This is a genomic window from Marinomonas sp. TI.3.20 (genome assembly GCF_038155025.1).
GTDB classification, from domain to species: Bacteria; Pseudomonadota; Gammaproteobacteria; order Pseudomonadales; family Marinomonadaceae; genus Marinomonas; species Marinomonas flavescens.
The window spans coordinates 157,576-170,065 of the sequence record NZ_JBAKAS010000004.1 but is presented as its reverse complement, the minus strand read 5'-3'; the positions used below and the strand labels follow the sequence as shown (position 1 = coordinate 170,065).

Sequence of the window (12,490 nt, the reverse complement as noted above, 5' to 3'; positions counted from 1 at the left end):
ATGCCATCAACTAAAAAAACAGAGGTTTAGTGTGGATAAGGTGGATGTGGTAATTATTGGGGCAGGGGCATCAGGTTTGATGTGCGCAGCGACAGCTGCATACCGAGGCCGACGCGTTGTGGTGTTGGATCATGCAAATAAAGCAGGCAAGAAAATTCTAATGTCAGGGGGCGGGCGTTGCAATTTCACTAATATGGATGCCGCACCCAAGCACTTTTTGTCTGACAATCCACATTTTTGTATTTCTGCGTTACGTCGTTACTCTTCTCAAGATTTTGTTGACCTTGTAGACCGACATTGTTTGGATTATGTCGAGAAAACACCTGGCCAATTGTTTTGCGAACATTCAGCAAAAGATTTGCTTGATATTCTCATGACGGAGCTTGAATGGTCCGGCGCTGAGCTAAAACTTAATAGCAAAATTCATCACATCGAGTATCAAGAGACTCAGACAGTGATCAAAACCAACCAAGGCGATTTTGCTTGTGAATCACTGGTTATTGCGACCGGTGGCTTGTCTATTCCAACCATGGGCGCCAGTGGTTTTGGTTATGATATTGCCAAACAAGTCGGGCACGATATTCTGCCAACGCGTGCGAGTTTGGTGCCGATCACAGTGCAACCAGATCGCAAAGCGCAATTAGCTGAATTATCGGGTATCGCCTGTGACATAGCCGCCAGCGCCAATGGCACCACCTTTCAAGAGCCAATGCTGTTTACCCATCGTGGCGTCAGTGGCCCTTCTATATTACAAATCACCAACTTTTGGCAACCAGGTGAAGCGTTAACGATCAATTTAGTACCTGATTTGACACTGGAAAGCCTCCAAGCCGTGCGTGATAATACACCGAAGAAAAGTTTTGAAGGCTTTCTATCTAACCAGTTGCCAAAACGTTTAGTCGAACTGATGAAAGAGGCGTTCCCTTGGTTAAACGAACGCAGTGCACAAACCTCTAATGAACAAATTGAAAGCTTGTTTAACTACCTTGCTAACTTTGATATCGCGCCTAATGGTACAGAAGGTTACCGCACCGCCGAAGTCACACTCGGCGGGGTCAATACCAAAGAAGTGTCATCTAAAACCTTCGAGTCTAACAAACAAAAAGGCCTGTATTTTATTGGTGAAGTTCTCGACGTAACAGGCTGGTTAGGTGGGTACAATTTTCAATGGGCATGGGCCAGCGGCTTTTGTGCAGGGCAGTATGCGTAGATGATGTTACTGGGTATGTTTAGTATTTGGCATTCAGTGTTTTTGAAGCCATGATAAAGCGTTTGTATATTATCAAAAGGTAGGGTGTCTGATGAATGACTGGTTTATGAGTAATTTTGGTGATCCTATGCTAGCAGATGAGCGCTTAAATCAGGTCAAATCTTGTTTTTCTTCACAGTGTGATAGCGGCAAAAGTGCGAATCACATGGCGGCGTTTTTTCGCCATGAATCAATAGGTGGGGTTCACTGTGAATTGAAGGTCTATTTTTCTCCGGCGGCGTTGAATATAGCGAAAACGTTTGATGCAGCTCCTTGTCAACGGCCCTCTGTTAATGATTTAGGACTATTGGCGGGCTCGGAAGAATCTTGGTTATTTCTCTTTCCGAATTAATAGAGCATGCCCCTCATTAAGCTTGTTAAATAGGCTTCGCCTCACACTTCTCTTAGACGGTTTTAAATTATACTTAGTTCAAAATGGTCTTTATGTTGGTTTTAATATTCCTTTAGTTTATATATAATTTGACCTCAAATTTTAATTATCTGGAGTGCTTTCATGCGCCAATTCGTAACTTTAATGGCTTTGGTGTTGTGTAGCTGGAGTGGTTTGGTATCCGCTGCTGACAAGCCCCTTGAAATTGGCTATATGCCTATTATTCCTGTGTCTCAAGCGTTTATTGCTTTGGAAAATAACACCTTGGAGAATGCAGGTGTTAGCGATCCTAAACTGTATCAGTTTCAAAATGGCCCAGCGATTGTACAAGCACTGTTGGCTGGTCAGTTAGACGTGGCTTATCTTGGTATTGGACCTGCAATGGTAGCTCGCGCGAAAGGGGCGGATATCAAAGTAGTTGCTTCTAATATCGTTGAGCAGATCAGCATGGTTGCGTTGGGTAAATTGTCTCCTTACTTTGACAAGGGCGATGCGAAAACGGCGTTTGCTCGTTTTAAAGCAGATCATGGCCGCAAAGCCGTTATATCGACTTTCCCAAGAGGCTCTGTGCCAGAAACTGTGTTGCAGTACTGGTTACAAAAACAGTTAGGTATGAGCCGTGATGAGATTAAACAAAATATTGATATTATTTATCAAGGTGCTGCTCAAGTTCAGCAGTCTTTGATGACTGAAGCGGTTGATGGTGCCGCGATTTTAGAACCCGTGGTCAGCATTGTGCTTGATCGCAAATCCGATGCGAAAGTTGTTGCTTCTGGTTCTGGTATGTTTCCTCATCAGCCGGGTGCTGTGCTGGTTGTGCGTGAATCCTTGATCAAGGATCATCCTGAGTTGGTGAAAGCCTTAGTTAAAGCGCATATCGCGGCGACTAATGAATTGCGAAATGACCCGGAAAAGGCGGTAAGAGCGGTTGGCAAGTACGTCGGTGGTGGTCGTTTACCAACTAAAATTATTTTGAATGCATTGAAAAACTCACGTGATCAGTTTCAGGCAGACCCAAATGCCATTATCGATGGCACTCGTGTCATGCGTGATTTTCAAGCGAGTCAGGGCACACTTAAAGCCAGCGTTGACCTTAAGACATTATTTGATGTTCGTTTCTATAACGAGCTAACTCAGGAGTAATTCCCTAACATGGCATTACAAGCTCATCCTTTAACACGCTCTCGATGGGGGCGTGCCTTCTTAGGGCTGATCGGTGTGGTGGCGTTTGTCCTACTCTGGAAATACGCACAGACAGCAGGTTGGGCTGCGGCCGGAACGATACCAGACCCATTTGGACTTCCACAAGCACTGGCCGATGAATGGTCTTCTGGCCGTTTAATACCAGCACTTAGTTCCAGTTTAATACACTATGTATGGGGCTTAGCGATTGGCACTTTTCTTGGCTTTTTAGTCGGGACATTGGCAGCATCCTCATCGCTGTTTGATGCGTTACAAGCTTGGTTAGCACGAATCTTACGACCGATCCCTCCATTAGCATGGGTCGTGTTTGCTATTGCTTGGTTCAAAGTAAGTCATGCTGGGGCGGCGTTTGTTATTGCCATTGGCGTATTCTGGGTGAACTACTTTGCGACTTATTCTGCGGTACGCAATGTGGATTCTAGATTTTATGAACTGGCGCGTGCTTTTGGTCAAAACGGCCATATTCGTCAGGCGTTACAAGTTACCTTACCTGGGGCGGCAACGGGGATTTTCTCTGGTATCCGAACTGGCATCGGACAAGCTTGGATGACGTTGATTGCTGCTGAGTTGTTGGGTGTTCCGGGTATGGGACAAGAAATGAATTCGGCCGCAGGCGTGGGTGCTTACGAAGTGGTTGTGGTTTACATGCTGATTATCTCTCTGGTTTACACCTTGAGCGATACTCTGTTTGGTTTTATTGAGAAGCGAGTGTTGACATGGCGTCCATCCTAAATATTGAAGGGTTGAGTTATCACTATGGTGACAATCCCAACCCCGTTTTTTCCAATTTGGATCTTCGCATGGAAGATGGCGAGTTTATCGCTGTAGTCGGTGGCTCTGGAGTCGGTAAATCGACTTTGCTGCGCTGTGTAGCTGGTCTTGCCACGGCGAGTCATGGCAGTATTTCGCTTCAAGTTGAAGAAGATGATACCCGCCGCTCTCGTGGTGTGGTGTTCCAAGACGGTCGCTTGATGCCTTGGCGTCGCTTGCGCAGTAATGTGGCTTACGGTCTTAAAGGTCTTAAGTTGACGGCGGAAGAAAAAGTCAATCGTGTTGACGAAGTACTAAAACTGGCTCGCCTTGAGGAGCTAGCTGAGCGCTGGCCTCATCAATTGTCCGGCGGTCAAGTTCAGCGTGGTGGCATTGCCAGAGCATTAGCGGTTAAGCCTCATTTACTCTTGATGGATGAGCCTTTCAGTGCGGTAGACGCGATCACTCGTCAGCATTTGCAAGACCAGCTATTAGCCATCTGGGAACAAGCGCGCAAAGCAGTAATGTTTATCACCCACGATATTGAAGAAGCAGTGTATTTAGCGGATCGAGTAGTGGTATTGTCTGGGTCACCGGCGAATATTGTATTGGATCAGCGTATTGATTTGCCTCGCCCGCGTCGGCGTGGCTCAGATGCACTGCAAGCATTGGCTCAAGATATTGCGAACGCACTTTAATTTTTAGAAGGACAACATCATGGCTATCACTCAGTTATTGATCCACGCACCGACAATAGATTCTTTAAAGCGAGCTCAGAATAACGCGCGTAATTTGCTTAAATTAGAATCTGATGCGCAAGTAGAAATTGTCGTCAATGGCCCAGCTGCGGCTGTCGCGGTTACCTTGAAAGACGAAGACATTTTAAGCCGATTAGTGATTTGTCGTAATAGTCTACAAGCTCAAGGACTTACCGCTCAGGCAGAGGTTAAGCAAGTTGACGCCGCGGTTCAGTACTTAGCTCATCAGCAAGCAAAAGGCTGGTCTTATATCCGTGCTTAAGTCTTTTACTCTTCTGTTTTTTTAGTAACTCGCTTCGATGAACGTCTTAGCGAGATTCTGCTAAGACTCATCTATTAAAATCAGTGATTAAGCGTTAAATTTGTCCGTAACGATTTTTATGATCAGCGCTTGTTTACCTAGTTTATCCATTTGAACTGCTGTCTTATTAGCATCATTACCGATGTTCTCTGCTAATGTTGCAATACCTGATATGTGGTTAGAAATGCTATTAGCAACTTGAGATTGTTCATTTGCTGATGTGGCAACTTGAACATTCATTAGCGTTAACTTTTTAATAGACTCGGTGCTTGAGTCAATAATACTATTAATTTTAGTCATAAATTCAACCACTTTATCTTGTTGCTCCGTTGAACCATGCATTTCATTGATTGTGTTCACTGCGCTTTGTTGAAGTTTTTCAAGGATTTCTTTAATTTCTACTGTGCTTCTTTGAGTGCGTTGAGCAAGTACACGTACCTCATCAGCAACTACTGCAAAGCCTCTTCCTTGTTCGCCAGCTCTTGCAGCTTCAATGGCGGCATTTAGGGCTAATAAGTTAGTTTGTTCGGAAATACCTTGTATCACACTTAGTGCGGTATCAATTTCTTCAACATTCGCAGCGACAACTTCGACAGATTGCTCTACATTGGTTAATACGCGGCTTAATTCATTTAACTGAGTGCTTGAAAATTGAACTTGTTTGATGACTTCTTGGGCTTCAATTTCCACTTGTTCAGCAGAATTTTTGGTTAGTTCAGCAATTTTTGCTATTTCATCTGAGTTAGATGCCATTTCTTCGACGGCAGTAGCAACCATGTTAGTCTCATCTATTTGCTTGGAGGATACTTCTTGTAAGTGGGCTTTCTGTTCATTCGCAAGAATTGAAATAGAATGTAATTCGTCACTGGAATTTTTCAGCTCTCTAATATCAATTGCCATTGCACTTAAGAATGTATTAAAGTCATTCGCTATGTTGTTTAGAATGTCAATTGAGCTGTTTGGGAGTTTCTTTGTTAAATCTCCTTGACCAGAGGCGAGCCCCTTTACTGAGTTACCTAATATAAATAAGGGGTTTAAAATTGTTTTTGAAAAAAACAAAACGCTTAAGGTGAGGACAGAGAATATCACAGCAAGGATTAATAGGGCGCTAAGCGAGCTATTTCCTTGAGTTTTTTTAATAGAGGATTGAATGCTATCAATTATTTTGTCTACACTATCAATGTAGAAACCTGAACCAATAACAATATTCCATTTTGGAATATAGACAGCGTAGCTATATTTTTGAGAGGCTTTTTTTTCTCCAGGTTTAGGGAAATAGTAAGTACTAAAACCATCTCCCTTCATGGCGGACTTTATTATGTCCTGAATAAAGAACTTGCCTTTTTTATCTTTAGCACCCCAATAGTTTCCACCTATAGTGTCACCAGCGCCATGCATCACGCGAATACCACTTGTATCGTATGCATAAAGATAGCCTCGACCATTATCAAATTTTACCTTGTTTAAGGTATTTAGAGCATCTTCTAGGCCTGTTTTACCAGGCTTGTTTAGATCGTCTTGGATAGCGCTCAAAGAAGTGCTTAAAATGGAAACTAAACGATCTTTTTCAACATCAATAGTAGAATCTGTTACTAGACTAGAAGTGCCAGTGTTAATAGATTCTATCGTATACATTTGAATGACAGCGCTAATGATTGTAACGATTAGAAATGGAGCGAAAGCTAGAAGATAAATCCGCAGTTTTAGAGACTTTAATATCATTTTTAGGGACTTCCTATCAAATGTGATTTAATTTTTATTTTCTATGATTAATGACGTATCAAGATTTTTTATTTTGTTGTTTGTAACTGTGAAATGCTCATAAGGTGTATTCTCCAGGTTAAGCTTCTCTTAATAGGATTTAGTTCGATAATAGTGATTGATTTAAGAAATGTTCAAAATCAATCGCAGAAATTGGTTTGCTAAAATAGTATCCCTGATAAGTATTGATATCATATTGTTTTAATGACTCGAATTGCTTGATGCTTTCAACACCCTCAGCTACGACTCTCACATTAAAGTTTTTAGCTAGGCCAACAATAGATTTAACCATTAAGTTTACTTCCTCACCCTCTATCAAATTTTTAATAAAAGAACGATCTATTTTTATTTCATCAATCGGCAGTCGATGTAAATAACTCAATGATGAATAACCTGTACCAAAATCATCCAAGGAAATAAGAATTCCATGAGATTTTAATTTGTTGATTTTATCTATTGCATCATTAATATCTTGGAGTAAAACTGTTTCTGTCACCTCAATAATAAGTTTACTTTTATCAATATCATAGGCAGATATCGTTGCTATAAAATCTTCAGAAAATTGACTTTGCCAGATTTGCTTCGCACTTAAGTTCACTGACATAGTTAGCATTTGAGTATCTGAAGACTGTTGCCATATATATAGCTGCTCACAAGCTTGCATAAGTACTTGTTCGCCTATTTTAATAATCAAATTACTTTCTTCTGCTTGATCAATAAAAGAAATTGGGGACAATAATCCTCGCGTTGGGTGCTGCCAACGAACCAAAGCCTCAGCTCCTATTAATACTTCCTCTGTATTGAATTGAGGTTGAAGATAAATGATAAAGTCGTGATCAATAATAGATTGTCTCATATCTTTAAGAAGCTGGCTGGTATGGGTTAATTCATCTTTCATATCCATATCAAACAATAGCGCCTGTTCAGATATAGTAGATTTAGCACGATACAAAGCAAGATCTGCCAACTGCAATAATGAACTAGTTGAGACATCGTCGGTTTTAAACACTATTCCGCCAACGCTAATAGATATGTCATAGTCAACAGATACATTGTGATGGTCATTTTCTATGGTAAATGTTTTGGAGATTTCTTTAATCAGTGAGTCGGCGTACTGCTGAGCCTCAGTTGTTGCGGTTTCTTTATTAGAATCGATAAGAGGATAAATGATTACAAACTCATCGCCGCCAAAGCGAGAGGTGGTCACTTTTGCTTTACTTTCATTTTTTAAGCGAGAGGCTACCATTTTGAGTAATTTATCACCCATATGATGCCCATAACTATCGTTTAGCAATTTAAATCGATTAAGGTCTAGGAACAAAATAGCACTGTAACAATTTTCTTGTTTATTTAATAATATGGTCTTATTAAGCTCAATTTCAAGCTGAGTACGATTAACTAGGCCAGTGAGATTATCGTAATACGCAAGTCGCTCGATTTTTTTTTGGTTATATTTTTCTGTGGTAATGTCTAGAATGATACCTACCAATAATACAGGATTACCATTGGCATCGAACTCAGCGACACGACCACGATCCCAAACCCATATTACTGTCCCATCAGGTTTTTTTATTCGATACTCAATATTGAACGGCTGGTTTTTTTTCAACAACAAATCTAACGCTTGAACCACCTGCATCCAGTCTTCTGTGAAAACACGACTCTCATACTGTTCAAAGGTTTCATGGTCTAATTTAATTCCCGTGATCAGATTCCATCGAGCATTATGAAATATTTGATTGGTCTGAATATTCCATTCCCATAATCCTTCTTCTGATACATCCAAAACATGTTCAAGACGTCTTTTATTTCTATTGACTTCTTCTTTTAATAGTATCAAAGGTGTAACATCTTTAGCTATAATAGAAATTTTGATTTTGTTTTGAGTGTCTTTATACGGAATTTTAGTCGAACAAAAATGCCGAACCTCACCTGTTTTAATATCGGTTGCAGATTCGTTGAGTATTTCTTTTTCGAATTTGTCCATTATTGATTTTAGATCTTCTTTTAATATTTTTGATTGTTCAAGATCATTGGTTAATTGGTAATCATCTTTCCCTGCCATTTTTTCAGGGGTACTGTTATAAAATTGTGCTATTTTTTTATTCGAAAATATAAATTTTCCGTCGTAGTCTTTAATTGTCACAATGTCATCCATTTGATGGATTATATTGCTAATGATGCCCATGTTTTTCTTGAATATCCTGTGTAAAAAAATTGAATTTAGTATACTGGTAGAGAAAATCATGCTATATGTAAAAGCCATTAGTTCAGGTGTAGAGGATTCTATTAAAGGATAAAAAGAAAAAAATACAAGTGAGAAGGTTGAACCAGTTATAACTGATATTTTGCAAATTTCCGATCTATCATAACCTATCGTTTTTTTCATAATAATCCCTTAAATATTCAAGTTGATTTCAAAACTTTCTGAATAGGTATCTGAACTTTTTGAAAAACCTTGTTTTATTATATTTTGCCTTACTGTTAGCTTATGTTAATCCTGCTTTATCTATAATAAGAAGGGTATGCTAACTAATTTGTCTACACTTAAACGATTTCCTTCTTGTACTTTTTTGCGCATTAACAATACTTTTTGACCTAGCTGTATGCGCATGCCGACCTATAATATCTAAAAATCTGAACTAAACAATTTTTCAATTCTAACGAAATGTAACAAAAACCTTTATTTTGATAACTTTATGTTAAGATTTATATCTCAAACCAACGTCTAAAAAGCTGTACTGCACATGTCAACTATTACACTTCGACTTTTTTCAATACTACTTTTACTTATTGTTACTATGTTTAGTGCTATATATTTTTTTTCTGTACCCTTGATAAAAAATAGTGTTTTTAAAATTGAATTGAATTCAAATAAACAGGTTCTTAATGTCGCATTTAATGTGTTGTTGAAAGGTTTGTATAATAGTGATGTTTGCAAACACAATCATAAGTATTGTACCGATTCCAGAGAAAGCTCTAATTATAAAGTTGAAATTGAAAAGCTAAAAAATTTCATCGAAATATATAAAAGTATTAAGAATTTAAATGGTAGTTGTGTTTATGTTTTTGATTCTAATGGTGATGTTTTATTTGATTCTAGTGATAAAATGATTAGACATAATATAAAGGTACGATTGAACTCAACGACAGAAAAGTCTTTATATGAAGAGTTAATTTCTACGGCTGATAAAAATAAAGAGTTTTATTATAAATGGGATCGGCCGGATGATCTTGGTCATTATGTTTATGAAAAGCTGGCAATTACTAGACATTTACCTAAATCTAATTTGTATATTAGCACCTCTGTATATCTTGATGATTTGAGAGCTAATTCTATTCAGTTGAGTCAACGTATCTTTGTTATTGGTATGATAAGTTTGTTTGTAGGCATGTTGATTGTTTTTTTGTTTGCTAAATGGCTAACGGCACCTATCTGTAAGCTATCTTCAACTGCCCAAAGGATTAATAAAGGTGACCTTACGGCCAAGACGAATATTCAGCGTAATGATGAACTAGGTATGCTGGCTGAATCGTTTGATCTTATGGTTGAGCGATTACGCAACAATATTAATACCTTAAACCTTCGGGTTGAAGCCAGAACCAGTGATCTTTCAGAAAGTAATACACAATTATTAAATACGGTGAAAAGGCTAAAAACAACTCAAGCAGAGTTGCACGCAGTTGAAGCTAGGCAGCGTCTTATATTGGATTCTTTACCCGCACAAGTAGCCTATTTAGACAGTGATCAAAGGTTTATATTTGCAAATCGAGAGTTTTTAGAATTTTTTAATGTAACCAAGGATAGTGTTATTGGTAAACCCATGAATAATGTAGTTGATCCGATAGTGTATGGTTTCATACGTTATTATATTCAACGGGCATTGAAAGGGGAAAAAATAGTTTATGAGTATACTCTAAAAGATAACCACCAGGATGTACTCACCCGTAGAACCTTATTGCCATTTTACGATGATTCGAACAATGTTATTGGTGTGTTATCTGTGTGTATTGATATCACCAAAGAACGTGAAACCGAAAAACGCCTTGCTGAAGCCAGCAAGATGAAAGCGGTAGGACAACTTTCAGGCGGGATGGCGCATGATTTTAATAATTTGTTGACGATCATTTTAGGCAATTTACTTGAATTACAAAATCAAAAAGAATTGCCCGCGGCATGGAATAATAATTTAATACCAGCTATCCGTGCGACTCGAAGAGGAGGGGATATGACTCGACGGTTATTAGCCTTTTCGCGCCGACAGCCGTTGTCGTCAAGTTATATAGCCCCACAATTATTAATCAGTGAAATAGTGGATCTATTGTCAGCACCATTGCCTGATAATATCGTGTTTTTTACTGATGTCGTGGCGGATTGCCCCATTATCTTTGTTGATTCAGGCTTGATGGAAGATGCCTTAGTAAACTTGATTTTGAATTCAGCAGATGCGATGCCAAAAGGTGGGCAGTTGTCGCTTCAAGTTAAGAGTGTAGGGTATCTGACTTCTGTTTATGAAGGACAATTTGATGAACCTATTAGCGCAGGCCAATATGTGTTGTTTTCTATTATTGATAGCGGTAGAGGGTTTTCATCTGAGGCTTTAACAAGAGCGTATGAGCCGTTTTTTACTACAAAATCATCAGAAGCTGGTTCTGGTCTTGGATTAAGTATGGTTTTTGGGTTCGTGAAGCAGTCAAAAGGCTATATGCGAATACAAAATAATCCAGATATAGGGGCTAAAGTCGAGATGCTGATACCAGTAGCGCAGGATTCACCTTTAATATTTTCCGATACATTACCTGTAACCGGAGTCGTATCGAAAGACAGGAAGGATGCATTAGTTTTATTAGTAGAAGATAATGAAGACGTTAGATTGGTTGTTCGACAGCAGTTACTTTCATTGGGTTATTCAGTCATAGAGTCGAGCTCAGCAGATAACGCATTATTGTTACTAGAGGCGAATTTATCTGCACTTGTCGGGGTTATTTCTGATGCAGTCATGCCTGGTAACGCGTCATATTACGATATTTCATTGATGATCAAGGAAAACTATAAGGGTGTGTTTTTTGTGCTTATGAGTGGCTACAGTGACCAACTCGTTCAGTTAGAATATGAAGGTGTGTTATTACAAAAGCCTTTTGACATCAGTGCACTTTCTGACGCTATAGCGTCTAATCAAATAAAGGTTCCAGGTCATTCAGATGAATAAAAAATCTTTAATATACATCATTGAAGATGAACAGGATTTAGGGTTATTGATTGCTAATAGTTTGGCTAAGGTTTTTTTTGAGGCTACCTGTTTTAGTTGTGGTGGTGAGGCTGAAAGTGCTATTCAAATGGTAAAGCCAGATATCTGCATAATTGACCTTAACCTTCCTGACATGGATGGTATTGATCTAGTAAAGCGTCTGCAGAATAAACAAATAGGCCTTATTATTGTATCAGGTAGAGGAGACCTCACTGATCGTCTTCTTGGTTTAGAATTAGGGGCAGATGATTATATAACTAAACCATTTGAACCTCGTGAACTTGTGGCTAGAGTGCAAAGTTTACAACGACGTATGCAGGTTCAATCTAACCCCATAAAAAATAAGCCACAGTGTGTTTATTTTTCAGGACTGACTTACCATCCAGCGACGTTGACACTGAATGAAGGTACCTCTATTGAAGAAAAACTTAGTCGCGCAGAAGCGGATATGCTATTTGTACTACTTAAAAATCCTTATAAAATACTCTCACGAGATCAGCTATTAGGGGATAATACTTTTCCCTATGACCGTAGTATTGATGTACGTATTTCGAGACTTCGTAAAAAAATACAACCAGATAATAACAAAAACACCTTAATTAAAACCGTCTATGGTGTAGGCTATATGCTTGCTACTGATGTTGAATGGTCTTAACAGATTGTTTGTCAATAAATAATAAAACCCTAGATTTGACAATATTCTGAAATATAATGAAGTGATTACTTTTTTATAAATATCTTTATGAATTTTTGTATTCAACTGTGCTTTAAAGTAAAAAGCAATAGAGTCGATTTGTGACTCTATTGCTGACTTCCCATGCCTTTAAC

Annotated in this window: 10 protein-coding genes; 8 read left to right on the top strand and 2 right to left on the bottom strand. The window is 38.8% G+C overall.

Features of this window, described 5'->3' with window-relative positions:
- Nucleotides 1-79: 79 nt before the first annotated feature.
- The 6 genes from V6259_RS06535 (at nucleotide 80) to V6259_RS06510 (ending at nucleotide 4,613) form a co-directional block, all read left to right on the top strand.
- Nucleotides 80-1,210, top strand: a complete 1,131-nt coding sequence (locus tag V6259_RS06535; RefSeq protein WP_445928502.1) for an NAD(P)/FAD-dependent oxidoreductase — start codon at nucleotides 80-82, stop codon at nucleotides 1,208-1,210.
- Between the two features lie 91 nt (nucleotides 1,211-1,301).
- Nucleotides 1,302-1,601 (top strand): hypothetical protein, encoded by a 300-nt coding sequence (locus V6259_RS06530; protein ID WP_341583824.1) that lies wholly within the window; start codon nucleotides 1,302-1,304, stop codon nucleotides 1,599-1,601.
- A gap of 162 nt (nucleotides 1,602-1,763) precedes the next feature.
- On the top strand, nucleotides 1,764-2,783 hold the full coding sequence (locus tag V6259_RS06525; protein WP_341583823.1) for an ABC transporter substrate-binding protein: 1,020 nt from the start codon (nucleotides 1,764-1,766) through the stop codon (nucleotides 2,781-2,783).
- Nucleotides 2,784-2,792: 9 nt separating this feature from the next.
- A complete protein-coding gene (locus V6259_RS06520; protein ID WP_341583822.1) occupies nucleotides 2,793-3,575 on the top strand; it encodes an ABC transporter permease in 783 nt (260 codons plus the stop codon).
- Nucleotides 3,560-4,291 (top strand): ABC transporter ATP-binding protein, encoded by a 732-nt coding sequence (locus V6259_RS06515; protein ID WP_341583821.1) that lies wholly within the window; start codon nucleotides 3,560-3,562, stop codon nucleotides 4,289-4,291. The genes V6259_RS06520 and V6259_RS06515 overlap by 16 nt, the downstream gene beginning before the upstream one ends.
- Before the next feature lie 19 nt (nucleotides 4,292-4,310).
- Nucleotides 4,311-4,613, top strand: coding sequence for a DsrE family protein (locus V6259_RS06510; RefSeq protein WP_341583820.1), 303 nt, complete (start codon nucleotides 4,311-4,313; stop codon nucleotides 4,611-4,613).
- A gap of 87 nt (nucleotides 4,614-4,700) precedes the next feature.
- Here the strand turns inward: V6259_RS06510 and V6259_RS06505 are convergent, their stop codons facing one another.
- Both V6259_RS06505 and V6259_RS06500 read right to left on the bottom strand, forming a co-directional pair.
- The gene (locus V6259_RS06505; RefSeq protein WP_341583819.1) at nucleotides 4,701-6,374 is read right to left on the bottom strand and encodes a methyl-accepting chemotaxis protein; all 1,674 of its coding nucleotides are present in this window, start codon (nucleotides 6,372-6,374) and stop codon (nucleotides 4,701-4,703) included.
- Nucleotides 6,375-6,513: 139 nt separating this feature from the next.
- Nucleotides 6,514-8,802 carry an EAL domain-containing protein gene (locus V6259_RS06500; RefSeq protein WP_341583818.1) on the bottom strand — a complete coding sequence of 763 codons (2,289 nt, stop codon included), beginning with the start codon at nucleotides 8,800-8,802 and terminating at the stop codon, nucleotides 6,514-6,516.
- A 358-nt stretch (nucleotides 8,803-9,160) separates the two neighbouring features.
- Between V6259_RS06500 and V6259_RS06495 the strand changes: the two genes are divergently transcribed.
- Complete coding sequence (locus V6259_RS06495; protein WP_341583817.1) at nucleotides 9,161-11,623, top strand: PAS domain-containing protein; 2,463 nt, start codon at nucleotides 9,161-9,163, stop codon at nucleotides 11,621-11,623.
- A complete protein-coding gene (locus tag V6259_RS06490; RefSeq protein ID WP_341583816.1) occupies nucleotides 11,616-12,317 on the top strand; it encodes a response regulator transcription factor in 702 nt (233 codons plus the stop codon). Before V6259_RS06495 ends, V6259_RS06490 begins: the two co-directional genes overlap by 8 nt.
- The last annotated feature ends 173 nt before the right edge of the window (nucleotides 12,318-12,490 follow it).

Excerpts from the sequence above, each read along its gene's own strand:
- V6259_RS06535 (WP_445928502.1), top strand. The coding sequence starts at position 80 with ATGTGCGCAGCGACAGCTGCATACCGAGGCCGACGCGTTGTGGTGTTG.
- V6259_RS06530 (WP_341583824.1), top strand. The coding sequence starts at position 1,302 with ATGAATGACTGGTTTATGAGTAATTTTGGTGATCCTATGCTAGCAGAT.
- V6259_RS06525 (WP_341583823.1), top strand. The coding sequence starts at position 1,764 with ATGCGCCAATTCGTAACTTTAATGGCTTTGGTGTTGTGTAGCTGGAGT.
- V6259_RS06520 (WP_341583822.1), top strand. The coding sequence starts at position 2,793 with ATGGCATTACAAGCTCATCCTTTAACACGCTCTCGATGGGGGCGTGCC.
- V6259_RS06515 (WP_341583821.1), top strand. The coding sequence starts at position 3,560 with ATGGCGTCCATCCTAAATATTGAAGGGTTGAGTTATCACTATGGTGAC.
- V6259_RS06510 (WP_341583820.1), top strand. The coding sequence starts at position 4,311 with ATGGCTATCACTCAGTTATTGATCCACGCACCGACAATAGATTCTTTA.
- V6259_RS06505 (WP_341583819.1), bottom strand. The coding sequence starts at position 6,374 with ATGATATTAAAGTCTCTAAAACTGCGGATTTATCTTCTAGCTTTCGCT.
- V6259_RS06500 (WP_341583818.1), bottom strand. The coding sequence starts at position 8,802 with ATGAAAAAAACGATAGGTTATGATAGATCGGAAATTTGCAAAATATCA.
- V6259_RS06495 (WP_341583817.1), top strand. The coding sequence starts at position 9,161 with ATGTCAACTATTACACTTCGACTTTTTTCAATACTACTTTTACTTATT.
- V6259_RS06490 (WP_341583816.1), top strand. The coding sequence starts at position 11,616 with ATGAATAAAAAATCTTTAATATACATCATTGAAGATGAACAGGATTTA.